The following is a 25,545-nucleotide window of genomic DNA, read 5'->3' on the forward strand; positions in this document are numbered from 1 at the left end:
GGGGGGGGGGGGGGGGGCGGGGGGGGGGGGGGGGGGGGGGGGGGGGGGGGGGGGGGGGGGGGGGGGGGGGGGGGGGGAGGGGGGGGGGGGGGGGTGGGGGGGGGGGGGGGGGGGTGATGAATCCGTAGAGGGCGGGGGTGTGGCGCCAGAGGATGAGGGCGTAGAGGGTTTGGTAGAGGGCGTGGGCGTAGAGGGTGTAGCTGAGGAGGGCGAGGAGGGTGAGGAGGGGGGCTGAGGCGAGCCAGAGGATGTCGCGCCAGGTGGCGGGGTCGGTGAGGATGACGCGGACGCGGGCGTGGACTCCGGTGGGGGGCATGGGGCGGTAGGTGGCGGGGACGGGTTGGTGGGGGTTGAGGTGGGTGAGGGTGGTGCGTTGTGCGTTGGCGATGGTGCGCAGGGTGGTGGCGGTGAGGATGGTGAAGGGGAGGCCGATCCAGATGAGGGTGAGGAGGGAGGAGGCGAGGACGAGTGGGGTGAGGAGGAAGGCGGCGGTGTTGTGGGAGACGAGGAGGAGTGTGTAGGCCAGGTGGGTGAGGGGCCCGGTTCTGGGGCTGGTGGTGGCCATGGTGGTGTCTCCGGTGGTGGGTGGTGGGCGCCTTCCGTTTCTATTCTGGGGGGTGGGTGTGGGTGGTCGCGGGGGTGGTGGCTCCCCTGTTGGGAGTGGGTGAGGCCCGGGTTCGTGTGAACCCGGGCCTTGGTGGTGGGTGGGGTGGTTTTGGGTGTGTTCGTGTGTGGTGGCGTGTTGTGGGTGTGGTTTAGGGCCAGCGCATGTCGGTGGCGGGGCCGAGGTGGGTGATGCGGGTGTTGGCGTGGGTGTCGAGGGCTTGTTTGAGTTGGGTCCAGGCCTGTTGGGGGGTGTTGTCGGTGTTGTTGCAGGTGCGCTGTTCGCAGGCGGTGTTCTGGGACATGGCGGCGGCGAAGCGGAGGGGGTCGCCGGTGTTGGTGTGGCCCCAGTTGCTGATGTTGGCCCACTGGCGGGCTTGGATGCCGTCGGTGCGGTAGATCTGGGGGATGGTGGCGACGGTGGGTTGGTTGCCGCCTGAGGCGAGGTGGACGTCCTTGAGGGTCCAGCCGTTGCTGCATGAGCCGTTGCCGGTGGAGGGGCAGCCGTCGGCTGAGTTGGCGGCGTAGAGGGGGGTTGTGGTGGCGTCGGTGTAGGCCTTGATCCAGTCGCGGGCCCAGGCGGGGGTGGACCAGGAGGGTTCGGCGTCGATGGCGGCGGTGAGGGTGACCTGGGGTGTGGTGGCTTTGCGGGCGTTGTCGACGAGGGTGGCCCACTGGCGTCCGGCGGTGGTGCCGTTGATGCCGCCGTCGTCCTTGTTGTTGATGCCCAGGGCGAGGTGGGTGGGGGTGTTGGTGGTGTCGCACTCGGCGTAGCCGCGGGCCCAGTGGTGGGCGTATTCGATGGCTTTGTCGGTGTGGGTGCGGGGTGTGGTGGTGCCTGCGCTGGTGCCGGGTTCGCGGAGTTGGTTGTTCTTCTCCTGGGTGCCGAAGAAGAGGACGCGGACGCCGGGGGTTTTGGTCTTGGCCTGGGTGCAGCCGGACTGGTGGGCGTGGTGGGTGGTGGCGTTGGTGAGGGGGACGTACTGGCTGGTGGTGTGGCCGGGGTAGGTGGTGGCCTGGCCTGGGTGTTCGGCCGCGTGTGCGGGGGTGGGCGCGTGGAGGGCGGCCGCGGTGAGGGCGAGGGCGGCGAGGAGCCGTGGTGTGGTGTGTTTCATGCCTTGCATTATGTGCTAATGGTGATGGTGTGCGCACGCAGAGTGACATCCATGGCGTTTATGGGCATTAGGGACATAGGGCGTGTGCGTAGATCTTCGGTGTGGTGGGTGCGAGGGGCTGACCCGCTGGTCCACGGGTGGGCGGCTATGGGGTTTGGGTGGTGTTTTGTGGTGGATGTGGGTGGGGATTCGGTTGATTTTCGGCGCAACTCGCCGACCACGATTTCCCGTGTCTTGCCACGACCTGTGATGATCGTGGGTGTGTGGCGTGAACTGATCCTGGAGATGTATCCCGAGGCCGATCTGAGCGATCCGGCCGACGAGGTGACCCTGGCCGAGGTCGAGAAGCACCTGATGCTGCCCCTGCCGTTCGAGTTGGCCTCCCTGCTGAGGGAGACCGACGGGGTGACCAACGAGTACGGGGACGCGGTGGTGTGGAGTGCCCGCCGACTGGTGGAGGACAACCTGGCCATGCGCCAGGAACCGGACTACCTGGAGTTGTACGCCCCCTTCGACGAGATGATCTTCTTCGGCGACTCCGACATGGGCCCCCAGTTCGCCTACGTGCACACGGACTACGGTCCGGGCATCGTCGTGTGGGATCATGAGAGCGACCGCAGGCGGCTGGTGGTGGTGTCCTTGCGCGACTACCTGGCGCGGTGCTTCATTCAGGGCAACGCGTGGTTCCGTTAGGGGTCGGCGCCCAGGGGCATCGCGCACCGGCGTGACCTGTCGGTTCGTGCTATTTTTCGTGGTTGGCGGTGTTGTGGCCGCCCATCCCCTTGAGCCCGCCTTGAGAGAAGGACCATGTCGGAGCAGTCCATGCCCGTGCCCGTAACCGTTGTCCAGGGCCGGGAGGTGTCGGACTATCCCGATCTGGCCCCCGAGGCTGCCCGGGGCCGTGTCCTGAGGATCACGGTCACCGGTGAGGAGGTCCTGCACCGGCCCAACGCCGACGTCCCCGCCTCCATGTTGGGCGGTGCCGAGCTGGCTCGGCTGATCGACGACATGTTCGTCACGATGTACGCCGCCGAGGGCGTGGGGTTGGCGGGGAACCAGGTGGGGGTGGACCTGCGCCTGTTCGTCTACGACTGCCACGACGACGACGGGGTGCGGCACGTGGGGCACGTGGTCAACCCGGTCCTGGACGAGCGCGACCTCGACGACGCCGTGGTGGTGGAGAGCGAGGGGTGCCTGTCGGTGCCCGGGCCGCACGCGGACCTGGGGCGGGCCGAGCACGCCACGGTGCGCGGGCTGGACAGGGACGGCGGTGAGGTGGTGCTCAGTGGCAGCGGCTACTTCGCGCGGTGCCTTCAGCACGAGACCGACCACACCTACGGCAAGCTCTACGTCGACCGGCTCTCCGCGCGTGAGCGCAAGCGGGTGCTGAAGAAGATGAACGAGATGGCCGACAACGTGTTCGCCCGCCGGGAGGAGCGCGCCCGGGAGCTGGAGGGCGAACTGGCGGAGTAGAGCCTTCCTGAGCCTCGTGTGGGGGCGTACCGGGTGTGTCCCGGTGCGCCCCCATCGGCGTGTTCGGGGGGCGGGGGTCCACGGGTGGCCGGTCCTGTGTGGGGTCGGGGGCGCCTTTGATCAGGGTGGTCGTCCGCAATGGTTGGTTTGTGGGCTCCATTGGTGCTGATTGGCCCTGTAAGTGGCTCTTGTCATGGGGGTTGTGGCCTTTTCGTGACCGGCGAGGGCGGTAGATTGCCCCGCATGCACAACGGGGACGAGGTCGACCAGGAGTCGACGGAACGCGTGGTCATCTACACCGACGGGGCGTGCAGCGGCAACCCCGGCCCGGGGGGCTGGGGTGTGTGGCTGCGCTACGGAGCACACGAACGCGAGCTCTTCGGCAGCGAGGCGCAGACCACCAACAACCGCATGGAGCTCATGGCGGCGATCCAGGCACTGGAGAGCCTCAAGCGTGACGTGCCGGTGCTGCTGCACACCGACTCCTCCTACGTCAGCAACGGCATCACCTCGTGGGTGCACGGGTGGAAGAAGCGCGGTTGGAAGACGGCCGACAAGAAGCCGGTGAAGAACGTGGACCTGTGGCAGCGCCTGGACGAGGTGGCCTCGCGCTACGAGGTGGAGTGGAAGTGGGTGCGCGGGCACAGCGGCGACGAGGGAAACGAACGCGCCGACGAGCTGGCCCGGCGCGGGCGTGACGAGGCCGCTGGTCTGTAGCGGGTGTGTGTGGCGGCGGTGCCCCTGGGGTGCCGCCGCTTCGTCGTGTGTGGGGTGGGGCGCCGCTCCTGCGCGTGACCGGGGGCTCCGTGGAGGGGAGTTGGGCGGGCCCGTTGGTGGGTGTCGCGGAGTGCGACGTCGTGTCCCGGTCGGTGCTGGGGTGCTCTAGTCCTCGTCCTTGAAGGAGTCGACCATGAGGCGGCGGGGGCCGGGGCCGGTGGAGGCGAGTTCGTCGTCGGGGTTGGAGAGCACGCAGGTGTCCAGGGACAGGCAGCCGCAGCCGATGCATCCGGTGAGGTCGTCGCGCAGGCGGATGAGCTGGGTGATGCGTGCGTCGAGTTCGTCGCGCCACTGTGCGGAGACCGCGGCCCAGTCGGAGCGGGTGGGGGTGCGGTTCTCGGGGAGTTGGTCCAGGGCGTCGCGGATGCGTGCCAGGGGGATGCCCACGCGTTGGGAGATGCGGATGAAGGAGACGCGGCGGAGGGTGTCGCGGCGGTAGCGGCGTTGGTTGCCGGTGGTGCGGCGGCTGTGGATGAGGCCCTGGCGTTCGTAGAAGTGCAGGGCGGAGACGGCGACTCCGGCGCGTTCGGCTACCTGGCCGACGGTGAGTTCCTTGGTGATGGGTGGCACGGGGTCAGTTTAGGTGGGGGTGCTCTGGAGTGCGTACAGGCGTGCGTAGGTGCTGCCGCGGAGGAGGAGTTGGTGGTGGGTGCCGGTTTCTGTGGTGTGTCCGGGGTGGAGGAGGTGGATGCGGTCGGCGGTGCGGGCGAGGGAGGGGTGGGTGGTGAGGGGGAGGTGGGCGGTGGTGGGTGTGGGGCGGGGGGTGGGGGTGGTGGGTTGGTTGATGAGGAGGAGGCGGGCGCCGGTGTGGTGGGCGTAGAGGGTGCGGGCGTGGTGGATGTGGGTGGTGAGGGTGGGGTCGAGGTCGGCGGTGGGGGTGTTGAGGTGGCGGGGGTCGAGGTGGGTGGTGGTGAGGGCGTGGGTGAGGTGGGGGTCGTGGGGGTTGGGGGGGGTGTGGCCGGTGATGGTTTGGGCGAGGGTGGCGTTGGGGTGGGTGGTGTGTAGGGGTGTGTGGGTGGTGATGTGGCCGGTGGTGGGGGTGGTGTGGTGATGGAGGAGGTGGGTGAGGGCGCGGGTGGCGGTGGGGGTGAGTCCGATGAGGGCGATGTGTTGGCCGGGGGTGATGGTGAGGTCGAGGTGGTGGAGGAGGGGGTGGGGTTCGGTGGGGTGGGTGAGGGACACGTCGTGGAGGGTGAGCAGGGGTGTTGCGGTGGGGGTGTGGTGGGTGGTGTGCCGTAGGTGGTGGCGGGTGGGGAGCCTCACGGGTGTCCGTTCCTGTGGGTGGGTGTCTCCTGCCTGGGATCGTCCCGGGCGTGTGAGAGTTCTCGTTATGTGTTCGTGTCCTTGGTCTCGTTGTTCAGCGTAGGGGCGGGTGGGTGAGGGGGACATCAGCTTGGTGGGGTTTTGTGGGACTTGGGGCGTCCTTCGGTTGGTGTGGTGGGGTGTGTGGTCGTGTGACGGGGTCTCCGGGAGGGTGGGGGACCGTGGGGAGGGGGCGGTCCACGGGGGTCCGCACCGGAGGCGGTAGGTTGCCGCGCACCTGGTGTCTTCGTGGAGGAGGGTGCGACGGTGAGTGCTGACACGGCGGCCGAGCGCGAGCGCGCACGGGTCGCCGACCGGTACCGGTGGATGGCGACCAGCTACGCGCGTGGGGGTTCGCCCGACTACGAGCGCATCGCCCTGGGGGTGGCCGGGGACGCGCGGACGCAGGACCTGGTGCTGACCCTGCCGGAGGGGAACAAACGCCAACCCAACCTGCTGCTGGGGGCGGTGCGCTACCTGGGTGGGCCGACCGGGACCTGGGAGGGGTTCCGGGACTGGGTGGCCGAACACTGGGACCGGGTGCGCGGCGTGGTGATGGCGCGCATGACCCAGACCAACGAGGTGCGCCGGTGCGCGACGCTGTTGCCGGTCCTGGCGCGGCTGGAGGGTCCGCTGGCACTGGTGGAGGTGGGGGCCTCGGCGGGGTTGTGTCTGTACCCGGACCGGTACCGGTACTCCTACGACGGGGGTACGCCCCTGGGCCCGGGGGAGAGTCCGGTCCTGCTCGAGTGCCGCACCAGTGGTGGCGTGCCCCTGCCCAGGCGGGTGCCGGACGTGGTGTGGCGGGCGGGGCTGGACCTGAACCCGTTGGACGCCGGTGACGAGGGCGACGTGCGCTGGCTGGAGTCGCTGGTCTGGCCCGGGGAGCACCGGCGCGAGCGGGTGGAGCGGTTGCGTGCGGCGGCGTCGGTGGTGGCGGCCGATCCGCCGGTGATGGTGGCGGGGGACCTGGTGGAGGCCCTGCCGGAGCTGGTGGCGCGGGCGCCCGAGGGGGCGACGTTGGTGGTGTTGCACAGTGCGGTGGCGGCCTACCTGTCCGAGGGTGGGCGCGCGGATCTGGAGCGGCTGATGGGCGGGTTGGCGGGGCACTGGGTGTCCAACGAGGGGTGGCGGGTCTTCCCGGAGTGGGAGGGGGCGCGGCCGCCGGTGGGGAACGACTTCACGTTGGCGGTGGATGGTCGGGTGGTGGCCTACACGGGGGAGCACGGTCAGTCGTTGGCCTGGCGGTGATCGGTCGAACGTCGAAGGGGCCTCGCGTGTGCGCGAGGCCCCTTCGACGTTGTGTGGGTCAGAAGGTGTAGGCGTCGACTTCGGCGAGCAGGGCCTGGCGGCGTTCCTCGGGCAGGAAGGAGGCGGTGAAGGAGTTGCGGGCCAGGGTGCGCAGGTGGTCGTGGTCCAGGCCCAGGTGTTCTTGGAGGCCGAGGTAGTTGTCGTGGACGTAGCCGCCGAAGTAGGAGGGGTCGTCGGAGTTGACGGTGACGAGCAGGCCGGCGTCCATGAGGGCGGGCAGGGGGTGGTCGGCGAGGGTGTCGACGGCGCGCAGGCGCACGTTGGAGAAGGGGCAGACGGTGAGGGGGGTCTGGGTGGTGGCCAGGTGGGTGACCAGGTCGGGGTCGTCCAGGCAGCGGATGCCGTGGTCGATGCGTTCGGCGCCCAGGAGGTTGAGGGCCTGCCAGATGTAGTCGGCGGGGCCTTCCTCTCCGGCGTGGGCGACGCGGCGCAGTCCGAGGTCGGCGGCGGCTTGGAAGACGTCGGTGAACTTCTCGGGTGGGTTGCCGATCTCGGCGGAGTCCAGGCCGACGGCGCTGATGTGGTGCAGGTGGGGGCGGGCGGCGTTGAGGGTGTCCATGGCTTCGCTGGCGGGGCGGTCGCGTAGGAAGCACAGGATGAGGCTGGTGGAGATGTTGTGGCGTTCGAGGCTGGTGTCCAGGGCGGCGGCCAGGCCGTTGATGACGGTGTCCAGGGGGATGCCGCGGTTGGTGTGGGCCTGGGGGTCGAAGAAGATCTCGGCGTGGCGGACGCCCTGGGTGGCGGCGCGGGTGAGGTAGGCCTCGGCGAGGTCGCGGAAGTCGGCTTCGGTGCGCAGGACGTCCATGAGTGCGTAGTAGAGGTTCAGGAAGGACTGGAGGTCGGTGAAGGAGTAGGCGTCGCGCAGTGCCTGGATGTCGGTGTGGGGCAGGGTGATGCCGTTGCGGTCGGCGAGGTGGAAGGCGAGTTCGGGCTCCAGGGTGCCTTCGATGTGGAGGTGGAGTTCGGCTTTGGGGATGGCCATGGCAGCCGGGGGCCCTTTCTTCGGGGTGGTGTGGGTTGTTGGCCATTGTGGCTGATGGCGGGGGGTGGGTTGGTCTGTGGTGGGTGGGCGGCGGGGGCGGTGTGGGCCACATCTGGTCAGGTGCGGGGGTGGTGGGTGCGGTGCGGGTGGGGCAGGGTTCGGGGGTGGGTGTTGGCTGACGTGAGGAGTGGGTGCGTGGTGGACGTCGCGGAGCTGCGGGCGCAGACGCCGGGGGGTGCGGGGTTGGTGTTCCTGGACAACGCGGGGTCGGCGTTGGTGCCGTCCCCGGTGCACGAGGCGGTGGTGGCTCATCTGGAGTTGGAGGCTCGGGTGGGCGGGTACGAGGCGCGGGATGTGGCCGGTGAGTCGGTGGAGGGTTCCACGCGGGAGGTGGCGGCGTTGATCGGGGCGTCGCCGGAGGAGGTGGTGTTCTTCGAGGGGGCGTCGCAGGCGTGGTCGATGGCGGTGGGGGCGGTGGTGTTGGAGCCGGGGCAGCGGGTGCTGACCACGACCAGTGAGTACTCCGGTAACGGGGTGGGGTTGTTGCGGTTGGCGGCGTTGCGTGGGGTGCGGGTGGAGGTGGTGCCCGATGACGCCGACGGGGTGGTGGATGTGGCGGTGTTGGAGGAGGAGTTGGGGCGCGGGGATGTGGGGTTGGTGGCGATCAACCACATGCCCACGCACAGCGGGTTGGTGAATCCGGCTGAGGTGGTGGGGGCGTTGTGCGGGCGGTTCGGGGTGACCTATCTGTTGGACGCCTGCCAGTCGGTGGGGCAGTGGGAGGTGGACGTGGAGCGGATCGGGTGTGACCTGCTCTCGGGGACCGGCCGTAAGTTCCTGCGGGCGCCTCGGGGGACGGGGTTCTTGTACGTGCGTGCGGGGACGCGGCTGGGGGAGCCGTTGGCGGTGAACCACGTCGGTGGGCGGTGGAGTGGTCCGGAGGAGTACCGGGTGTTGCCCGGCGCGGCGGGGTTCGAGGTGTTCGAACACGCGGTGGCGGCGCAGGTCGGGTTGGGGGTGGCCGCCTCCTACGCGCGGCGGGTGGGGATGGGGTGGGCGCGGGAGCGCATCGGTGGGTTGGCGGGGTGGTTGCGGTCGGCGTTGGTGGGGGTGCCGGGGGTGGTGGTGCATGACCGGGGGCGGGAGTTGTCGGGGATCGTGACGTTCTCGGTGGCCGGGCGTGAGGCCGAGTGGGTGGTGGGGGCGTTGCGGGGGCGGGGGGTGCGCGCGAATGTGGCGCGGCCCTTTGATCAGCGGTGGTCTCCGGGCCCGGGGCACGCGGTGGTGCGGGCGTCGGTGCACTACTACAACTCGGAGGAGGAGTTGGAGCGCACGGTGGGGTTGGTGCGGGAGTTGGCGTAGGGCCTGAGAGGGGGGGGACCGGTGGGGGCCGGTCCCCCCTTTGTTTCCTGTGGGTCAGTCCAGGTGGGCGTAGCGGTCGGTGGCGGCGACCACGGCCGCGCCGATGCCCAGTGTGCCCGAGGTGTGGGCGGCGTCGTCGACGATGACGAGTTCGGCGGCGGGCCAGCGTTGGGCGAGGTCGTGGGCGGTGTCGGCGGGGCCGCTGATGTCGAGGCGGCCGTTGATGAGGGTGGCGGGGATGTGGGTGACGCGGTCGAGGTCGTCCATGAGTTGGTTGGGGGCGAGGAAGCAGTCGTTGGCCCAGTAGTGGGTGACGGCGCGGGCGAAGGTGAGCCGGAAGGCGGGGTCGGCGTAGCGGGGGTTGGGGGTGAATCCGGGGACGGTGGCCACGTGGGTGTCCTCCCATGCGCACCAGGCCTGAGCGGCGTCGTGGCGGACCTGGGGGTCGGGGTCGGCGAGGAGGTGGGCGTAGGCGGCGGGCAGGGCGCGGGGGTCGGCGTCGGGTCCGGCGGCGGCGCGGAAGCGTTCCCATTGTTCGGGGAAGACGCGGCGCATGTCGTGGGTGATCCAGGTGATCTCTGCGCGGGTGCCGGTGGTGACGGCGAACAGGGTGAGGGAGATGACGTGGTCGGGGTGGGCTTGGGCGTAGGCCAGGCCGAGGCAGGAGCCCCAGGAGGCGCCCAGGACGTGCCAGCGGGTGATGCCGAGGTGGGTGCGTAGGGCGTCGAAGTCGTCGATGAGGTGGGGGGTGGTGTTGGTGGTGAGGTCGGCGGTGGGGTGGGCGATGTCGGGGGTGCTGTGGCCGGTGCCGCGTTGGTCGAGCAGGATCATGCGGTAGTGGTCGGGGTTGGTGAGGGCGGACCAGTGGGGGTGGGAGCCGGAGCCGGGGCCGCCGTGGACGGCGAGGAGGGGTGTGCCGTGGGGGTTGCCGCATTCCTGCCAGAAGAGGCGGTGGCCGTCGGGTCGGGTGAGGTGGCCGCTGGTGTGGGGGGTGGTGGCGGTGTACATGGGGGGTCTCTTTCGTGTGGGTTGGTGTGGGCGGTGGTGGTGGGGCTGGGAGGGTGGGGGGAGTTGTTCGAGCGTGGAGGGGGTCCTGTGGTGGGAGAGCCAGGTGTGCGTGGGGTGGAGGGGGAGTCCGTGCTGGAGGAGACGGATCCGTTCCTGGTGTTCTGGGGTGAGCGGCGTCTGTGCACGTTGGCGTCGCCGCGTCCGGACGGGAGTCTGCACCAGGTGCCGGTGGGGGTGACCTATGACCCGGAGCGGCACGTGGCGCGGGTGATCTCCGCGGGGTCGAGTTTCAAGGTGCGCAACCTTGAGGCGAGGCCGGGGGCGCGGGTGTCGGTGTGTCAGGTGGAGGGGCGCCTGTGGTCGACGTTGGAGGGTGAGGCGTGGGTGAGTCGTGATCCGGAGGCGGTGGCTGAGGCGGTGCGCCGGTACGCGTTGCGGTATCGGGAGCCGCGTGAGAATCCGGATCGGGCGGTGATCGAGATCGTGGTGACGCGGGTGATGGGGAACGTGCGGCCCGAGCGTTCGGGGATCGTTCCCTGAGGGTGGGCGTGGGGGCTGGTGTGCTGGGTGGGCGCGCCGGCCCCCCTTTTTTTGTGTGTGGGGGTCAGGTGGTGAGGGTCTTGGCGGCGAGGTCGGCGTCGGCTTCGGTGTTGTACAGGTGGAAGGCCAGGCGGGTGTGGCCGTCGCGTTCGGTGGCCATGATGCCGGCTTGGCGCAGGGTGGTCAGGGCGTCGGGGTGGTTGACGGTGGTGATGGCGGAGTGGGCGGGGGGTTGGTCGAGGTGGGCGCGGAAGCGGTCGGCGAGGCGGGTGTTGTGGGTGTGGATGTGGTTGGTGCCGTGGTGGAGGAGGGTGTCCAGGGCGGGTACGGCGGCGACGGCGGCGAGCCAGTTGGGGGAGAGGTCGAAGGCGCGGGCGGTGGGGTCGGGGGTGAAGTGGTCGCGGTAGAAGGCGGTGGTGGGGTCGGCGTCGGCGAGGGGTCCGGCGTTGGTGGGGCGTAGTCGGGTGCGTAGGTGGGGGGAGAGGTAGGCCATGGCCAGGCCTCGGGGTGCCATGAGCCATTTGTAGGCGGAGCAGACGAGGGCGTCGAAGCGGGTGGCGTCGAGGGGGAGCCAGCCTGCTGCTTGGGTGGCGTCGGCCAGGACGAGGGTGTGGTGGGTGCGGGCGGCGGTGAGGATGTCGTCGGTGGGGGCGAGGGCGCCGTTGGAGGATTGGACGGGGCTGTAGGCCACGAGGTGTGTGGTGGGGGTGATGTGGTCGGCCAGGGCGTGCAGGGGTGCGGTGTGCACGGTGATGCCTCGGTCGGCCTGGGCGTGGAAGGGGAAGGTGGTGGAGGTGAATTCGCCTTCGGGGAGGAGGATGTGGGCGCCGTCGGGGAGGGAGGCGGCGATGGTGCCGACGAGTTGGGCGGTGCTGGCGCCCAGGGTGATGTCGTCGGTGGGGGCGTTGAGGAGTTGGGCGAAGCGGGTGCGGGTGGTTTCGGTGGCCTGGTTCCAGTGGTGGGGGTTGGCGGTGGCGGTGTGCCAGGCGTGGGTGGCGTGGGTGAGGGCCTGGTGTGCGGTGGTGGGTGGGATGCCGTACTGGGCGGTGTTGAGCCAGACGGTGTCGGTGTTCCACAGGCTGTCCATGGGTGGGGAGCCTAGGGCATGGTGGGTGGGGTTGCGTGGTGGGGGCGGTTTCCACCTGGTGTTTTGCTGTTCTGGCAAGGTTTGTTGTCGGGTGGTGGGGTGGGGGTGAGTATGGGGGCACGAACTCAGGGAGGTCTGTGATGAACGCACCCGTGCGCGATGTGGATGTCGTGGTGGTCGGTGGTGGTGTGGCTGGTTTGGCGGGCGCTTTGGTGCTGGCTCGGGCGCGCCGGTCGGTGTTGGTGGTGGACGAGGGGCGTCCGCGTAACGCCCCTGCTGAGGGGGTGCACGGACTGCTGGGGTCGGAGGGGGTCGCCCCGGGGGAGCTGTTGGAGCGCGGCCGCGCGGAGGTGGCTTCCTACGGGGGTGTGGTCGCCTCGGGGCGGGTGGTGTCGGTGGAGCGGGCCGGGTCGGGGTTTCGGGTCGGGTGTGAGGACGGTTCGGTGGTTGTGGCCCGGCGGTTGCTGGTGACCACGGGGTTGGTGGACGAGCTGCCCGACATCGCGGGGTTGGCCGAGCACTGGGGTTCGGGGGTGCTGCACTGCCCGTACTGCCACGGGTGGGAGGTGCGTGATGAGCCGGTGGCGGTGGTGGCCGACGGTCCGGTGGCGGTGCACGCGGGACTGTTGTGGCGGCAGTGGACCGATCGGGTGACGGTGTTCGCCGACCCTGACCGGGACATGGGCCCGCAGGGGCGGGAGAAGCTGCTGGCACGCGGGGTGACCGTGGTCGACACCCCGGTCCGGGCGGTGGAGTCCGACGACCGGGGGGTGAGCGGGGTGCGCACTCGCGACGGCGCGGTGGTCGCGGTGCGTGCGGTGGTGGTGCCCACGTTCATGCGTGCGCGTGCGGGGCTGCTGACCGATCTGGGGGTGGCGGTGAGCGAGCAGCGGATGGGTGAGCACGTCATGGGCACCCACGTGGAGGTGGACGCGATGGGTGCGACCTCGGTGCCGGGGGTGTGGGCGGCGGGCAACGTCACCTCGCTGAGTGAGCAGGTGATCGGGTCGGCCGCGGCGGGTAACCGGGCGGGGGCGGCGATCAACGCCGACCTGGTCATGGCCGAGGCCCAGTCGGCTCTGGACCGGGCCCACTAGGCACCCCGAACACGGGGCGGGGCGCCCGAGCCGCCCGCACGCGGCTTCGGGCGCCCCCAGGGGGAGGGTCCGGTCAGGACGTGGTGGTCACGCGTTTGCCCTGGTCGTCCTTGACGATGGTGAAGGAGTCCACGACCCGGCCGTCGGCGGTGCGCGCGACGTACTCCAGGGTGGGGCCGTCCACCTCCACGGTCTGGAAGGTCTGGGTGTCGGTGAGCTGGACGCGGGCCTCGGCGCCGTTCGCGGTCCAGTTGTCGTCCCGGGCGTCGTACATCTTGGGTCCGGTGACCGTGACCGCGTACACCGGGCCGGTGTGGGTGCGGGGGTCCTCGGTGCGGTTCGCGGTCAGGTTGCCGCGGCTGTAGGAGTGGTCGTGGCCCTGGAGGACCAGGTCCACGTCGTGCTTCTCCAGGGTCGGGAGCCAGGACTGGCGCAGGGGGGCGTTGTCGCGGCCGGGGCTGTTGGAGAAGACCGGGTGGTGGAAGGTGACCACGGTCCACGGGTGGGGGTTGTCGTCCAGGACCTGGTCGAGCCACTCCTGCTGGGTGTCCAGCCACGCGCCGGGGCGCAGCGGGGTGGTGTTGCGGTAGTTGGAGTTCAGCACCACGAACCGGACGCCCTGGTAGTCGGTGTGGTAGACGGTCTCGTTCAGGTCGGCGCCCTGGGTGGGGCCGTTGCCCGCGCCGGGGAACTGCGGGGTCCAGTGGTCGCTGAGGTTGCTGCCGGAGTACTCGTGGTTGCCGGGTGCGGTCACGTGGTTGATGCCGCCGGTGGTCCGGGTGCCGAAGGCGTTGTACCACTCTCCCCACTGGGAGTCGCTGTTGGCGTGGTCGATCAGGTCTCCGGCGTGCACGGCGAGTTCGGCGTCGGGTGCGGCGGCCAGGGCGGCGCGTACCACCGGGGCGGCGCCCGAGGTGATGTCGTTCTGGATGTCGCCGAAGTACAGGAAGCTGAAGGGGTCGGCGTCCTGGGAGGCGGTGGTGAAGGTGTGCCAGTCGCCGACGGTGCGGTCGCCGTCGCCCACCCGGTAGCGGTAGGTGGTGTCGGGGGTCAGGCCGGTGGCGGTGGCGGCGTAGTGGGTGGCGCCCGCGTGGCCGCTGACGTGCCCTGGGACGGGGGTGACCTGGTCGGGGTCGGTGCTGGGGGCGATCTCCAGGACGGCGTCGGGGCCGTGGTCGGCGCGCCAGGTCACGGTCTGGGAGGTGGCGGGGTCGGCGGTGGGGGACAGGGTGAGGCGTTCGGGGGCCTGCTGGGCGGCGGCGGTGGCGGGCAGGGCCACGACGGGGGTCAGGGTCAGGGCGCTGGCGCCGAGCAGGGCCAGGGCGTGGCGGATGCGCAGCGGGCGGCGTGTGGCCGAGCGGGGGGAGGCGGTCATCAGGGGGTCGCCTTCGTGTGGGGGCGGGACGCTGGTGAGGCTAGCCAAGGGCGTGTAACGGAGTGTGAACGCGGGGGGACGGTGAGCCTGCCTGGGGTCGACGAAGGGGCGGGAGTCTAGGCTGATGTGGTTGTGGCCCCCCACCCCCCTTTGGAGTGTTCGATGCGTGCCTTCTCTCCCACAGCCCCCTTGAAGGAACTGGCCCGTCGCGCCCTGGGAGGTCGGGGCCGTGTCGTGGGCGTGGAGCGGTTGCGCGGCGGCACGAAGAAGGGCGTGTACCGGTTGGTGCTGGCCGATGACTCCAGTGTCGTCGCCTACGTGTGGAGTGGCGCGGAGAACTACTGGCCGGAGCCGCACACCGGGGAGGGGCCCTTCGCGCACGCTGACGGCCTGGACCTGTTCGTGGGTGCCACCGAGGCGTTGGCGTCGGTGGGGGTGCGTACCCCGCGTGTGTTGTGGGTGGAGCGCGACCACCAGGAGTTGGGCGCGGACGTGGCTCTGGTGGAGGACGTGGGTGGCCCCACGCTGGAGGAGCACATGGCCCACGGGGATCCCGCCTTCGTGCGGGGGGTGCTGGGCCGGTTGGGTGAGGCGTTGGCGGCGATGGGCACCCGTTCGGAGGCGGGGGTGGGAAAGGTGTCGCGGCCGCTGGTGCGGGATCGTTCGTGTGCGGAGCTGGTGGTGGAGCACGCGTTGGTGGATCTGGACGAGGGGGCGCGGCGCAGGCCGGAGTTGGCGGAGGTCTCCTCCCGGGTGCGGGTGCGGTTGGACGAGTTGTTCGAACGGGTGGGGCCCAGGTTCGAACACGGGTTGGTGCACAGCGAACTGGGTCCCGACCACGTGTTGGTGGACCCGGCGGGGGAGCCGGTGCTGATCGACGTCGAGGGGTTGATGTTCTTCGACGTCGAGTGGGAGCACGTGTTCCTGCGGTTCCGGTTCGGTGACCTGTACCGGTACCTGGAGCGGCCGGGGTTGGACCCGGCGCGCACGGAGTTGTACACGTGGGCCGAGCACCTGTCGTTGGTGGCCGGTCCGTTGCGGTTGTTGGACGGGGACTATCCGGACCGGGCGGAGATGTTGGGCATCGTGGAGTACCACCTGGGGCGGGTGGTGGCGCTGGCTCGGGAGTGAGGGTGAGCGTCACTGCCGAGTGGTGATCCCGCTCTGGTCCAGGTCGCCCGTGCCTGTCGATTCTCCTTCTTTCGTGTTCCCGTGTTGGCCCCGTGGGCCTCCTCGTCCGGTGTGTTCTTGTGTCTGTTCGAGCCAACACCCATGGAGGGGAACTGATGATCGACACCGGCCTCGCGGGACGCACCGTCCTGGTCACGGGCGGTTCCGGCAACATCGGCGCGGCGATCAGCCGCGCCTTCGCCGCGCAGGGGGCGCGCGTGGCCGTCCACTGTCTGGCACAGGAGCGGCCCGCGCCGAAGGGCACCGTGTGGGCGCACGTGACCCCCGACGAGGAGGAGGCCCACCGGTTGTCGAGCGAGCTGGGCCACGGTTCCTTCGCTGTGAGCGCCGACCTGTCCGACCCCGAGGGGCCGTCCCTTCTTGCGGGTGAGGTGGCCGAGCGGGCCGGGGCGGTCCACGTGCTGGTCAACAACGCCGCGCACTGTGAGAGCCCCGACGGTGTCGGGTCGTTCACGCACGCCTCGTTGGAGCGCCACTACCGGGTCAACGCCGTCGCTCCGGCCGTGCTGACCTCCGAGGTCGTGGGTCGGCGCCGGGAGGGGGAGCCCCTGTGCGTCGTGAACATCTCCACCGACGCGGCGCGGGCCTTTGCCGGCCAGACCGGTTACGGGACGTCGAAGGCGGCGTTGGAGGCGTTGACCCGGTCGATGGCGTTGGACCTGGCCGGGAGCGGTGTGCGTGTGAACGCGGTCGCTCCGGGGCCGGTCCAGACGGGGTGGATGGACGCGGAGCTGCTGGAGCGGGCCCGGGAGGTGATTCCGATGGGTCGGGTGGGTGAGCCGGGCGACATCGCTGACGCGGTGGTGTTCCTGGCCTCCCACCAGGCCCGTTGGGTGACGGGGCAGGTGGTGCAGGTCGCGGGCGGCCACGCCCTGTGACCCTGGGCGGTGGGGGTGGGGCCGCTCGGTTTCGGGTCGGGTGGTCCCGCGCCGCGACGGCCGCTCGCCGACGCGGGCGGGGCCGCGCGTTCGCCTGTTTTCCTCGTCCCGTGGCTGGAGGAGGCAGAACTCGTCGCCCTCGGGATCGCGTAGCACCACCCAGGGGGCGTCCGCGGGCTGGCCCACGGCGGCGCGCGTGGCGCCCCTGGCCACGAGGGCGTCGGCGACCGCCGCCTGATCCTCCGCACGCGGATCGAGGCGCGGGCGGTGGGGGCCCGGTCTCGTCTCGTCCACCTGGGTGAAGAAGAGCGAGGGTCGGTGTCCGTCGCGGGGGCGGACCTCGACGCCGCTGGGTCGCGCGGTTCCCGGGGTTGACAGCACCCCTCCATGGAATCTACTTTCCTTTTAGAAAGTAATTGATGAACGGACAGGAGATGGTCATGGACGCCGACCCCACACCCCCGCTCGACCAGGCCGCCGAGGCCCGCCGCAGGCTCGCCGCCCACACCGCACCGCCCGCCTCCTTCTGGGTTGTCCAGGCGGTCGGCTGCACGTTGGTCGCCGGGCTGCCGATCTGGATGTCCCTGCTCTCCGTCGACGCCCGCTACCTCCAGTGGATCCTGGTCGTGGTGGCCCTGGCGGCGGCTGGCCTGAGCTGGGTTCGTCGACGGCGCACCGGTGTCACCCTGCCGCGCTGGGCCAGCGCCTACCCCAGCGCCCGGCGCCCGCGCGTGGTCGTCATGATCGTCACGGTCCTCGGACTGATCGCCATCCACACCCTGGTCGGACGGGGACAGGAGGGCCTGGCCCTGGCCGTGCTGGGACCCGTGGCGCTGGCCTCGCTGGGCGGCTACCTGTGGGTGCACGCCTCCATGCGCCGTGACATCGAGGACGGCCGGGTACGGGCGTGAACGCTCAGCGCCACACGGAACTGGAGACCGGCCCCCGCCTGGCGATGTGCGCGCTCCTCCAGGGCGCCAAGTGGATCGACTTCGCCACCGTGCGCGACCTGATCGGCATCAGCGACCCGATGGTCTCCAAACACAGCCGCACCCTGGAGGATGCCGGCTACCTGGAGGTCCGCAAGGGAGCGGTCGGTCGCCGCCCCAAGACCTGGTTCCGCCTGACCCCCCAGGGGCGCACGGCCCTGGCGAGCCACCTGGCCTGGCTGAACGAGCTGGGGTCGACCACCACCGACGAGGCCCCCTGAAGTCGAGCACCCGCCCCCGCCGCCCGGATCACGCCCGGGAGGCGGGGGCCGCTCGCTGCTCCCGAACGGTGCGGGACGGGGCGACCACATGAGGCGGTCACCCCACGACCCACCCGGACACGCCTCGACGCGCTCCTCACTCCTGCACAGAGGTCCCCGGTGCGATCTCGTACGCCCTCCGAATCAGCGCGGGGCGTCGGCCGCCGTTGACGCGTCGGGCCCGAATCCCCAGGTGATCACGGCGGCTTGGGCGACTCTTGACCACGACGGACGAGCGCCCTGAGCGCGGAGGCCCTTGAGGTCGGCCGACCCCTGTGTTCCTCGCGGATCCAGCTCGCGGTGGCGAGAACCTCCGAGAGGCGCTGAGGGGATCCAGCGCTGTTCGTGGCCGCCCCGGGTCGCGATGACGTCAGCCTTGTACACCTGTCTGAGGTCCTCGCGGCGTCCTGCGGAGTACTTCAGGAGCCCTTGGTTGATGCCGAAGCAGGACCGATTGTCCACCTCCACAGCGTTGTGACCGATCCGGGTGAAGAACTCGCGCAGGTCCGAGGGCATGGGCAGGGCGGGTGGCGGACCAGCCGACTCGAGCCGGGGTGACACGGGCCGGGGCTCTGGGAAACCATCCGTTTCTCCACACTCAGCGCAGGGTGCCAGCATGGTCAGATGGCCGATCTGCTCTGGGATGACGTTAAGGACCTGTTCGACCCCCACACCATGGGCTCATTGCCAGACCTGCGGGTCCCCAACACCGCGGTGAACGACTGGCAGACTCTCCTCGACCTGGTCGTCGAGCGCGGGTGGGAGTACCAGTACTCCGAAGGCGGCGCCGCGGCCCCCCTGCCCCGGGCACGGACCGTGCTGTCCCGCCCTGCCGACGCCGAGTGCCCCGAGCTGCGGGTGCGGCCCAGTGGCGGGGTGCTCGCGATCTTCCGCTTCTACGCTACGGACGAGATCGACTTCGACGTGGACCTGCGCGAACTCCAGGGGCAGGAACGACTGGACACCCTGTGCGGCTTTCTCGCAGCGATCGGCCAACGCCTGGGCAAACCCGTCCTGATGGATCCCGAAGGCGACTGCGGTCATCCGGTCCTGGGGTTCGACGTCCACACCGACCGTGTCACCCGCCTGGCCGAACCACAGTGAGCAGGCCCCTGATTTCCGGTCAACACGTTCAGTCCGGCCCCGGAAAACCCGGCCTTCAGTGTCCAACAAACGTTCATTTCTGCGACAGGCCCCCCGAGCGGCTCCGGAGGGCACTGAACCGCACCCGAGAGTGTCGGAAAAACGCGTTGGAAACCTCTGGTGTTCATCTACTCCGAGAGCATCGTCTTTCGTGCACTCGGGGGATGGACACCACCCTCGCACTCCCCGACGACCCCTCACCCCCGCGCCGGGGTCCGGCGGCGGGGGGCTGATCGGCTACGCCCGCGTCTCCACCCGAGAGCAGAAACCCGACCGCCAGCTCCGCGCCCTCGAAACCGCGGGGTGCGCCAAGGTCTTCGCCGACAAGAAGTCCGGCAAGAACGCCCAGCGCCCGGAGCTCAAGGCCTGCTTGGCCCGCCCTGGCCGAGTTCATTCGCGAACTCATCGTGGAGGGCACCCGCGAGGGCCTGGACGCCGCCCGCGCCGCGGGCAAACGCCTGGGCCGCCCCCGGCGATGACGCCGGAGCAGATCCGCCACGCCCGCGACCTTCTGGAGCGCCCCGACATTCCGTCGCCTCCATCGCCCGCCTGCTCTGCGTCAGCAGGTCGACCCTGTACAAGCACGTGCCGGAGCTGTCCGGCGGCCGCTCCGCTCTGGCCGAGCGCTGTTGAGCGCGGCCGCCATCGTCCTGGAGTCCTGCAGCCGACAGTTGTCGCTGAGGGCGCACCTGTGGGTGAGCGGCCAGGTCCTGCACCCAAGCGAGAAATTGGGGCTGCGGCTGAGGTGGGGATCCTCCAGACTGACGGCCATGGCCGATATCACCCCTGAACTCGTGCGCGCCTTGGTCGCCGAGCAGTTCCCCGAGTGGCGCCACCTCCCTGTACGCCCCGGAACCCGCCAGGGCTGGGACAACCGGACGTTCCAGCTCGGCGACGAGCTGGTCGTGCGGCTGAGGGCTACGTCGCCGCCGTGGCAAAGGAGGACCGTTGCCTTCCCAGCCTGGCCGGGCGTTGGGCAACAGCGGCGTCGATGTAGATGCCGGGCACGTTCCTGCCCGGCACCCCGCTGAAGGTCCCGAGCAAGGTGATCGGGTTCGCAGTCGAACAGCTCAACGTCGATCCCGCCTGCGCACCCGCGTACCTGACCCGCCCCAGAACCGCTTATGAGCACTCCTGGCCTGGACTTCCCCGAACTGCTCCTGGAGGTCTTCGAGCGCACCGGGTTGCCCGCCGACTTCACCCACATCTCCGGAGCCGACTCGGGCATGGAGGAGGAGCACTGACGTCCCCGTGCTCGTCAACATCCTTGTCCATCTCCGTCCGTGGCCTGCGGTGACCTCCGCGATCTCGCGCAGCTTTGCGTGTACTAACCGGTTCTGGACACCATTCGGAGGCGTAGCGGCGCGCTGGCCATCGGCTCGTGCGCAGCGGGACGCTCCGGCGGGCACGGGGTTGAGGAACACCGGAACAGGAATCCGCGCCAGGGCGCCCCGGCCTGTTCACCGGTCGGTGGTGAGTCCACGTCCCGAACCGTGTTGTTGAACCCGTGAGGAAGAGGAAGAGGCCGGATCGAGCGCACCTTCTGACCACGTATGACGGAAGGCCTCCGCCGCAGAACCGGCGGAGGCCCTCATGTGTGCCCAGGGCGCTCCGGCAAGGGCGTCGGTGGCGGTCGTGCGGGAAGGCTCGATTTCTCCCGGCGCCACCTTCACCGCCCGGAGGAGCTCACCACCGACCGGCGAGTGGCTGTGGTTGATCCGCTCGGTCCTGCAACGGCCCACACCCCGAGTCCCCGGTGACGCCGGTGGGGCTCACATGTACAGGGCCCGGCTCAGGCGGACACCGTATTCTGCGTCGGGGTTGGTCGCGGCGTCCCCGACTCTCTCCTGGATCGCCGCGACCGCCAGGTCCCGCCGTTTCGGCAGGCGCGCCGCATCGGCGGCCTCCAGCGCGGCCGACATCTCGCGGTGGGTGAGGTCGGTGCCGTAGCAGGGCGCACCCGGCTGCTGCCGCCATGACCGAGCGAGCGTTCCGGCGTCGAATGCGTCGAACCCGGTGTCCTCGACGAGAGCCATCCCCACGCTGCGCTCCCTGGCGCTGTCGGCCGCAACCGGGATGGCGATACGCTCCGGGCTTCCTGCGGGCTTGTCCTTCCTACTCAAGGAGTCGGAACCGATCGCGTTCCATGCTTTGGCCACGGGGCGGCCCAGTTGTTCGGCCACCCACAGGCTTTCGACCTGGCCCGCCTCGATGGCCGTGATCCTGTCGTCGCGCATCGGATAGTAGTTCGACGTGTCGATGACGACCGTCTCAGCAGGCACCCCAGCGATCAGCGGTGCGATCTGCGGCAGACGGTTCATGGGGATCGACAGGACCACCACGTCCACGTCCACCACGGCTTCGGCCGCTGGGACCGCGCGCCCTCCCGAGACCAGCACGTTGGCCTCGATGGTGTGCGGGCCGCGTGAGTTGGCGACCTTCACGTCGTGTCCGGCAGCGCTCAACCGTTGGGCGAGGGTCTTGCCGATGTGTCCGACTCCCACAATGCCGATCTTCACGGTGGATCTCCTTCGTAGTGATGTATGCGCAGGACGACGTGCACCTGCCAGGGCTGGGTGTCGCAGTTGGACGGCACCCCCTGTGCGCCCTCCAGCACTGCACGGATGTCGGACGCGCGGGCACCCGGCCCGGGGGCCCGCACCGAGCGCCGAGAGCACACGATGTCGGCGAAGGCACGGGGACTCTCAGGCACCACGGGTTCCTTCTGGGCAGGGTCAGCTCACCTGTAGCCCCACGACCACGTCCCGGTGGTGCGCGGTGGCCGCGCCGCCAGACTAGGACCTGACACTGGTGTCAGAGGCAAATCGGATCGGAGGTCCTGTGCGGATCGCAGACCCGGCCGAGCGGACCGGGGCCAGCGTGCGCTCTCTGCGCTACTACGAGAAGCAGGGCATGCTCTCCAGCGAACGCAGCGCCAACGGGCAGCGCCACTACGGCGAGGACGCCGTGAGCCGCGTGGTGTTGATCCGGCAGTTCTTCGCCGCCGGCATGAACAGCAGGACCATCGCCGCGCTGCTGCCGCACATCAAGAACAACGGGGAGCGCTGCCCGCCCCAGGTCCTGCGCCAGCTCGTCACCGAACTCGAGCGCATCGACGCCCAAGCGGACGAACTGGCCCGCGCACGTCGGACCCTGGGGCCGCATGCTCAAGACCACCCAGGAAGCAATGCGCGGCGAGTGAAAACCACCTGAGCCATGGCTGCCCGATGACCATCGCTGCCTTGGTGCCGCCCCGCTACCCCGACACACCCCCCGTGCAGGTCGCGCGGGGGCCGGAGTGCATCAGTGTGCGTCCTCCACCCTGGGCGCACTCCTGCTGATGAGCCTCCACCTGGTTCCACTTCCTCAAGGAGCTCCGGGCGCACGATGAGGTCCGTGCCGGGGATGGTGACCTCCGTCTGGTGGCTGCTCCCGCTATCCCGGACCCGTGACGGCGGCCAGGCCTACGACGCCGAGACCGAGCGCCTGACCAACGAAACCGCCTCCGGGACCGGCACCGAGGCCACGCGGAACGTTTCCGACTCCCCCGAACCCCCGGCATCCAACCAGGACACCTGAAGGCATGACACGGGTGGGGAGCCCGGCCCCGCGCCTCACCGAAGTGCCCCGTGCGCGAGACCGGGTCAGTCGGTGGTGCGGAAGGACCGCACGAAGTGCGTCACCACCCGCTGGGCCGCCCAGTTGGCCCGCTGCGCGTCCGGTTCGGCGGTCACGGCCGCGGTGACGGCGCCCGTGACCAGTCGCAGGTCCTGGTCGGTGACCGTCGCCGCGATCCGGCCGCCTTCCCGCGCGCACACCAGGAGCCGGTGCAGTTCCTGGTGGAGGCGCTCGTCGAGGGCGTGCGCACGATCGGCGAAGCGTTCCCGGTGGTCAGGAGTGCACGCGCGGGTGGCGACCGTCTCGGCGGCGACGATCCGTAGGGCGCGCTCCAACGCCAGGTCGGCCGGGACGGTTCGGGTCAGCTCCCCGAAGCGCTCCACCAGTTCCTGTTCGGCCTGTACGGCCAGGTCCTCGACGAGTGCGTCGCGTCCGGGGAAGCGTCGGTGGACGGTGGCGGCCGAGACCCCGGCGTGGTGGGCGACGGTCTGGAGGGTGGCCTCCAGGCCACGATCGCGAAAGACCGTCCGGGCGGCCCTGAGCACGTTGAGTCGGTTGCGTCGGGCGTCCTGCCGCAGTTCCCGGAGGTCGGCTTCGGGGTGGATCTGCGTGTCCTGGGCCATGGGTTGTCTCACTTCACCGTCGTCGGGATGGGTGGTCGGCGGGGGCTGGTTGCCCACTTCTGTCACCGGTCGCCACCGGTGGCAACCCACAGGCACGGCGGGGACTTCCCCGCACGAGGAGGAATCATGCGCGCAGTCCGCTACGACCGCTACGGGGGGCCGGAGGTTCTGGCCGTCGTCGACGGGCTCACCACACCCCCGGTGGGCGCCACCGATGTGCGGGTGGAGGTGTCCGCCGCCGCTGTCGGCGGTGGTGAGGTCCCCATTCGGGCGGGGCGGTTGCGCCGTGTGTTGCGCCAGAGCCTTCCCGCTGGGACGGGTGTCGATTTCGTGGGGAGGGTCGCCCAGGTGGGCGGGGCCGTCACCCGCGTGAAGGTCGGCGATGTGGTGTGGGGAGTGATGCCGCACGGCACCTTCGGGTCCATCGCCGAGTCGGTCGTCGTGCCGCAGGAGCGTGTCGCCGCGGCCCCGCGTTCGGTCTCGGCTCAGGAGGCCGCCGCGTTGCCTGCCTCGGGCACGACGGCGTTGCACGCCCTGACCCGCCGGGTGCGGTTGAGTGCGGGGCAGCGGCTGTTGGTGCGCGGAGCGGCCGGGGGTGTGGGGGTGGTCGCCGTGCAGCTCGGTGCCTCCCTTGGTGCGCATGTCACCGCGCTGGCGGGAGCCGACCATCTTTCCTGGTTGGGTGAGCTGGGTGCCTCGGAGACCTTCGACCACCGTCAGACCCGGGTGGAGGACCTGGGGCGTTTCGATGTGATCGTCGACCTGGTCGGCACGCACATGGATCAGGTGCGTGGTCGGCTGAACCGGGGAGGGACGCTGTTCCCGCTCGCGTTGGACCCGAGCCGACCGATCCGGGCGGCTGTGTGGGTGGCCGTGGGCAGCCTGGACCGGCGCACCCGACTGAGCGCGTTCAGCAACGACCCGTCGGTGGGGGAGCTGGAGGAGCTCGCCGCCCTGGTGGACCAGGGCACGATCACGCCGGTGGTCAGTGCCGTGTTGGGGATGGACGAGATTGCCCGGGCCCACCACAGGCTCGAACGCGGCGGGGTGCGGGGCAAGATCGTCGTCACGCCCTGACCGGCCGGTAGGGCGTGAGGGCCCGTGCACGGGTCGGCCCAGGGCACGGCAGGCGTTCGGTAGTCGTTCGATGACGTAGCGGATACACCCCGGACAGTACAGCCCGGGGTGTATCCATCTCGTTTGTGCGGGTCGTGGAGGCGCCTCAATAACGTTGGTGGGCCGAATCGGGGCGCTGGAGGGGGTTGGAGCGTCCCTGAAGGGCTGACTTCCTAGAAGGTTGACTTATCGGAAGTCAGGATTTCCGGGGTTTGGGGTTCTGTTTCGTCACGAAATCGGCGTAACGTTTACTAAATAACGTTACCAACGAAACGATATTAAGGAGGTCCGCGAGGGGCCTTCCGCGCCCTGAAGGCCCCGAGGCGTTGTTCGACCGGGCCGTGCTCTACTTGCTGGGCTCCTACGCCTTCCCCACCCCGACGCCTACGAGGGTCTGCGCCCCTCTGCGCGACGCCGCCAGCGCACCCCAGTGAGCAACCCCGTGTCCGCCCCCTGGGGGCGGACACGGAACCTAAGGGGCAGACGGGAGGCGGGCGGGGAAGTCGAGGGCCCGAAGGCGCTGTTCGACAACGACCTGCTCCGCGTGGTCGACCCGGTCGACGACACCGATCGCTGGCAAATGAACCGTCAGCTCACCGTGCAGGAGTCCCGCCACAAGTTCGCCCGCGATGTGCGCCCCGGCAAGCGCGGCACCATCCACCAGGCGTACCGCGACGGCATGGAGGACCAGCTCGGCGCTCGGTCTGGTCCTCAACGCCATCGTGCTCTGGACCTGATGCGCCGGAGCTGGACGAGGACGAGACCGGATGGGAGGGAGTCGGGGCCGTCGCTGCCTGTCCCATGCCCCGTGCATCCGGGGGCGCGGCGGGTCGCATCCCCTCAGATCCGATGGTGATTGCTGACAGGGTTTGATGGCAGGAGACCCGGGACCACCGCAAGCAGGTGGCACTGCGCATCCATGACGGCGCGTTCTCCGCGCTGGACCTCACCGCCCGCCGCTGGCGAACTCCAGCGCGACTCCATCGGGAACTGACCTACGACGGACTGCGCGCTGTTACGGCCAAGGGCAGCAAGGCCGTCGCCGACCTTCCGCCCGATCACACCGGCGTCGAGGAGGACATCCCCGCCCCGGAGTCACTGGTCACCCCTCGACATGCCGCGCAGGGTCACCGACTTCCTTCGCTCGGCCGAACTGGGCCTGCCGAGCGGACCGCGCTCGACGAGGGACGACCGTGCGACGAGGCCGGAGCTACCCCGTGCGTGGAAAGCCCCCGCACGGATCGGCGTTGTGCGGGGGCTCGGCGAACGGCCTGGTCTGCGATGGGACCGCGTGAATCAGGTCCGCGCGGATCCGATGAGGACCGAGCTCATTCGGCCCCGTTCGAGGCGGTGTCGTCCGCCCCACAGATGGGGCCCATTCCGGCGATGGCGAGCGCTGAGTCGAACGGGGCGCAGGCCTGCTGGAGGTCGAACGGTTCGTTGGCGGCAGCAGGGCCCGCGCTCAGAGCCCAGGCGGTGCCGGTCAGGGCCACGATGGCGAGTACGCGCTTCATCTCTCTCCGCATCAATTGACTACTGTGCGTTAGTACCCTGCTCGTGTGGGAGTCGATCCAAACATGACGTACGCGGGTCGGAGCGGAGGCGTGTCCGTGCAGGTTTCCCCTGGTTATGGCTCTTTCAGGCCGCCCTTGGGGGATGCCTCGGCGGCGGATTCTGTCGTTGGGTCAGCTGGCG

General features: G+C 70.1%; 28 protein-coding genes and 3 pseudogenes. 17 read left to right on the forward strand and 14 right to left on the reverse strand.

All coding sequences use genetic code 11. The features are described from left to right. Positions 1-565 (reverse strand): annotated as a pseudogene (locus BDW27_RS21485) (sensor domain-containing protein); the annotation flags it as partial. A gap of 190 nt (positions 566-755) precedes the next feature. Continuing rightward, on the reverse strand, positions 756-1,718 hold the full coding sequence (locus BDW27_RS21490; protein WP_110051357.1) for a hypothetical protein: 963 nt from the start codon (positions 1,716-1,718) through the stop codon (positions 756-758). 249 nt (positions 1,719-1,967) lie between these two features. On the opposite strand from BDW27_RS21490, the gene BDW27_RS21495 reads away from it, so the two are divergent. The 3 genes from BDW27_RS21495 to rnhA all read left to right on the forward strand — a co-directional run bounded on the left by BDW27_RS21495 (position 1,968) and on the right by rnhA (position 3,908). After that, positions 1,968-2,411: an SMI1/KNR4 family protein gene (locus tag BDW27_RS21495; RefSeq protein ID WP_049579761.1), complete on the forward strand. Its 444-nt coding sequence runs from the start codon at positions 1,968-1,970 to the stop codon at positions 2,409-2,411. A gap of 114 nt (positions 2,412-2,525) precedes the next feature. Next, positions 2,526-3,191: a peptide deformylase gene (gene def, locus BDW27_RS21500; RefSeq protein ID WP_110051359.1), complete on the forward strand. Its 666-nt coding sequence runs from the start codon at positions 2,526-2,528 to the stop codon at positions 3,189-3,191. A gap of 243 nt (positions 3,192-3,434) precedes the next feature. Then, a complete protein-coding gene (gene rnhA / locus BDW27_RS21505) occupies positions 3,435-3,908 on the forward strand; it encodes a ribonuclease HI (protein WP_017543198.1) in 474 nt (157 codons plus the stop codon). Positions 3,909-4,073: 165 nt separating this feature from the next. Here rnhA and soxR read toward each other — a convergent pair whose 3' ends face one another. Together soxR and BDW27_RS21515 are read right to left on the reverse strand one after the other, a co-directional pair. Continuing rightward, entirely contained in the window at positions 4,074-4,538 is a 465-nt protein-coding gene (gene soxR / locus BDW27_RS21510; protein WP_110051361.1) for a redox-sensitive transcriptional activator SoxR, read from the reverse strand. Positions 4,539-4,547: 9 nt separating this feature from the next. Further along, positions 4,548-5,231 carry a bacteriocin/lantibiotic ABC transporter gene (locus tag BDW27_RS21515; RefSeq protein ID WP_110051363.1) on the reverse strand — a complete coding sequence of 228 codons (684 nt, stop codon included), beginning with the start codon at positions 5,229-5,231 and terminating at the stop codon, positions 4,548-4,550. A gap of 306 nt (positions 5,232-5,537) precedes the next feature. On the opposite strand from BDW27_RS21515, the gene BDW27_RS21520 reads away from it, so the two are divergent. Continuing rightward, positions 5,538-6,521, forward strand: coding sequence for a DUF2332 domain-containing protein (locus BDW27_RS21520; protein WP_304592546.1), 984 nt, complete (start codon positions 5,538-5,540; stop codon positions 6,519-6,521). Positions 6,522-6,579: 58 nt separating this feature from the next. Here BDW27_RS21520 and BDW27_RS21525 read toward each other — a convergent pair whose 3' ends face one another. Then, positions 6,580-7,563 (reverse strand): adenosine deaminase, encoded by a 984-nt coding sequence (locus tag BDW27_RS21525; RefSeq protein ID WP_110051366.1) that lies wholly within the window; start codon positions 7,561-7,563, stop codon positions 6,580-6,582. Positions 7,564-7,761: 198 nt separating this feature from the next. Here BDW27_RS21525 and BDW27_RS21530 point away from each other — a divergent pair, with 198 nt between their 5' ends. Further along, a complete protein-coding gene (locus tag BDW27_RS21530; RefSeq protein WP_110051368.1) occupies positions 7,762-8,925 on the forward strand; it encodes an aminotransferase class V-fold PLP-dependent enzyme in 1,164 nt (387 codons plus the stop codon). A 54-nt stretch (positions 8,926-8,979) separates the two neighbouring features. Here the strand turns inward: BDW27_RS21530 and pip are convergent, their stop codons facing one another. Next, positions 8,980-9,933, reverse strand: a complete 954-nt coding sequence (gene pip, locus BDW27_RS21535) for a prolyl aminopeptidase (RefSeq protein WP_017543203.1) — start codon at positions 9,931-9,933, stop codon at positions 8,980-8,982. 114 nt (positions 9,934-10,047) lie between these two features. On the opposite strand from pip, the gene BDW27_RS21540 reads away from it, so the two are divergent. Further along, positions 10,048-10,473, forward strand: coding sequence for a TIGR03618 family F420-dependent PPOX class oxidoreductase (locus tag BDW27_RS21540; RefSeq protein WP_017543204.1), 426 nt, complete (start codon positions 10,048-10,050; stop codon positions 10,471-10,473). 64 nt (positions 10,474-10,537) lie between these two features. On the opposite strand, the gene BDW27_RS21545 is transcribed toward BDW27_RS21540, so the two are convergent. Next, positions 10,538-11,560: an aminotransferase class V-fold PLP-dependent enzyme gene (locus BDW27_RS21545; RefSeq protein ID WP_110051369.1), complete on the reverse strand. Its 1,023-nt coding sequence runs from the start codon at positions 11,558-11,560 to the stop codon at positions 10,538-10,540. Between the two features lie 140 nt (positions 11,561-11,700). Between BDW27_RS21545 and BDW27_RS21550 the strand changes: the two genes are divergently transcribed. Further along, on the forward strand, positions 11,701-12,657 hold the full coding sequence (locus BDW27_RS21550) for an NAD(P)/FAD-dependent oxidoreductase (protein WP_110051371.1): 957 nt from the start codon (positions 11,701-11,703) through the stop codon (positions 12,655-12,657). A 73-nt stretch (positions 12,658-12,730) separates the two neighbouring features. Here BDW27_RS21550 and BDW27_RS21555 read toward each other — a convergent pair whose 3' ends face one another. After that, the gene (locus BDW27_RS21555) at positions 12,731-14,032 is read right to left on the reverse strand and encodes a metallophosphoesterase family protein (protein ID WP_110051373.1); all 1,302 of its coding nucleotides are present in this window, start codon (positions 14,030-14,032) and stop codon (positions 12,731-12,733) included. Positions 14,033-14,194: 162 nt separating this feature from the next. Here BDW27_RS21555 and BDW27_RS21560 point away from each other — a divergent pair, with 162 nt between their 5' ends. Beyond that, the gene (locus tag BDW27_RS21560) at positions 14,195-15,163 is read left to right on the forward strand and encodes a phosphotransferase family protein (protein WP_233515872.1); all 969 of its coding nucleotides are present in this window, start codon (positions 14,195-14,197) and stop codon (positions 15,161-15,163) included. A 155-nt stretch (positions 15,164-15,318) separates the two neighbouring features. Beyond that, complete coding sequence (locus BDW27_RS21565; protein ID WP_110051376.1) at positions 15,319-16,101, forward strand: SDR family NAD(P)-dependent oxidoreductase; 783 nt, start codon at positions 15,319-15,321, stop codon at positions 16,099-16,101. A 129-nt stretch (positions 16,102-16,230) separates the two neighbouring features. Here the strand turns inward: BDW27_RS21565 and BDW27_RS27290 are convergent. Beyond that, positions 16,231-16,488, reverse strand: a pseudogene (locus BDW27_RS27290) (VOC family protein); the annotation flags it as partial. 32 nt (positions 16,489-16,520) lie between these two features. Here BDW27_RS27290 and BDW27_RS21570 point away from each other — a divergent pair. Both BDW27_RS21570 and BDW27_RS21575 read left to right on the forward strand, forming a co-directional pair. Next, positions 16,521-17,012: a hypothetical protein gene (locus tag BDW27_RS21570; RefSeq protein ID WP_110051378.1), complete on the forward strand. Its 492-nt coding sequence runs from the start codon at positions 16,521-16,523 to the stop codon at positions 17,010-17,012. Continuing rightward, the gene (locus BDW27_RS21575; protein WP_026129007.1) at positions 17,009-17,311 is read left to right on the forward strand and encodes a transcriptional regulator; all 303 of its coding nucleotides are present in this window, start codon (positions 17,009-17,011) and stop codon (positions 17,309-17,311) included. Before BDW27_RS21570 ends, BDW27_RS21575 begins: the two co-directional genes overlap by 4 nt. A gap of 183 nt (positions 17,312-17,494) precedes the next feature. On the opposite strand, the gene BDW27_RS21580 is transcribed toward BDW27_RS21575, so the two are convergent. Next, entirely contained in the window at positions 17,495-17,911 is a 417-nt protein-coding gene (locus BDW27_RS21580) for a hypothetical protein (RefSeq protein ID WP_146223285.1), read from the reverse strand. Between the two features lie 63 nt (positions 17,912-17,974). Between BDW27_RS21580 and BDW27_RS21585 the strand changes: the two genes are divergently transcribed. Then, a complete protein-coding gene (locus tag BDW27_RS21585) occupies positions 17,975-18,454 on the forward strand; it encodes a hypothetical protein (protein ID WP_110051381.1) in 480 nt (159 codons plus the stop codon). 190 nt (positions 18,455-18,644) lie between these two features. Then, entirely contained in the window at positions 18,645-19,283 is a 639-nt protein-coding gene (locus BDW27_RS28185) for a recombinase family protein (RefSeq protein ID WP_233515873.1), read from the forward strand. A gap of 982 nt (positions 19,284-20,265) precedes the next feature. Here BDW27_RS28185 and BDW27_RS21605 read toward each other — a convergent pair. Both BDW27_RS21605 and BDW27_RS27580 read right to left on the reverse strand, forming a co-directional pair. Then, a complete protein-coding gene (locus BDW27_RS21605; RefSeq protein ID WP_233515874.1) occupies positions 20,266-21,012 on the reverse strand; it encodes an NADPH-dependent F420 reductase in 747 nt (248 codons plus the stop codon). Further along, on the reverse strand, positions 21,009-21,206 hold the full coding sequence (locus tag BDW27_RS27580) for a hypothetical protein (protein ID WP_199560736.1): 198 nt from the start codon (positions 21,204-21,206) through the stop codon (positions 21,009-21,011). The genes BDW27_RS21605 and BDW27_RS27580 overlap by 4 nt, the downstream gene beginning before the upstream one ends. 98 nt (positions 21,207-21,304) lie before the next feature. On the opposite strand from BDW27_RS27580, the gene BDW27_RS21610 reads away from it, so the two are divergent. Together BDW27_RS21610 and BDW27_RS27155 are read left to right on the forward strand one after the other, a co-directional pair. After that, on the forward strand, positions 21,305-21,706 hold the full coding sequence (locus BDW27_RS21610) for a MerR family transcriptional regulator (protein WP_233515875.1): 402 nt from the start codon (positions 21,305-21,307) through the stop codon (positions 21,704-21,706). A 174-nt stretch (positions 21,707-21,880) separates the two neighbouring features. Beyond that, positions 21,881-22,072, forward strand: a complete 192-nt coding sequence (locus BDW27_RS27155) for a hypothetical protein (RefSeq protein WP_199560728.1) — start codon at positions 21,881-21,883, stop codon at positions 22,070-22,072. A 65-nt stretch (positions 22,073-22,137) separates the two neighbouring features. On the opposite strand, the gene BDW27_RS21615 is transcribed toward BDW27_RS27155, so the two are convergent. Then, on the reverse strand, positions 22,138-22,734 hold the full coding sequence (locus BDW27_RS21615; protein WP_110051383.1) for a TetR/AcrR family transcriptional regulator: 597 nt from the start codon (positions 22,732-22,734) through the stop codon (positions 22,138-22,140). Positions 22,735-22,860: 126 nt separating this feature from the next. Between BDW27_RS21615 and BDW27_RS21620 the strand changes: the two genes are divergently transcribed. Both BDW27_RS21620 and BDW27_RS27865 read left to right on the forward strand, forming a co-directional pair. Further along, complete coding sequence (locus tag BDW27_RS21620; protein WP_199560729.1) at positions 22,861-23,811, forward strand: NADP-dependent oxidoreductase; 951 nt, start codon at positions 22,861-22,863, stop codon at positions 23,809-23,811. 574 nt (positions 23,812-24,385) lie between these two features. Further along, a pseudogene (locus tag BDW27_RS27865) lies at positions 24,386-24,581 on the forward strand (Tn3 family transposase); the annotation flags it as partial. A gap of 597 nt (positions 24,582-25,178) precedes the next feature. Here BDW27_RS27865 and BDW27_RS27160 read toward each other — a convergent pair. Further along, the gene (locus BDW27_RS27160; protein WP_017543218.1) at positions 25,179-25,364 is read right to left on the reverse strand and encodes a hypothetical protein; all 186 of its coding nucleotides are present in this window, start codon (positions 25,362-25,364) and stop codon (positions 25,179-25,181) included. Between the last annotated feature and the right edge of the window lie 181 nt (positions 25,365-25,545).

The sequence above is a fragment of the Nocardiopsis sp. L17-MgMaSL7 genome, from assembly GCF_003182025.1.
GTDB lineage: Bacteria > Actinomycetota > Actinomycetes > Streptosporangiales > Streptosporangiaceae > Nocardiopsis > Nocardiopsis prasina.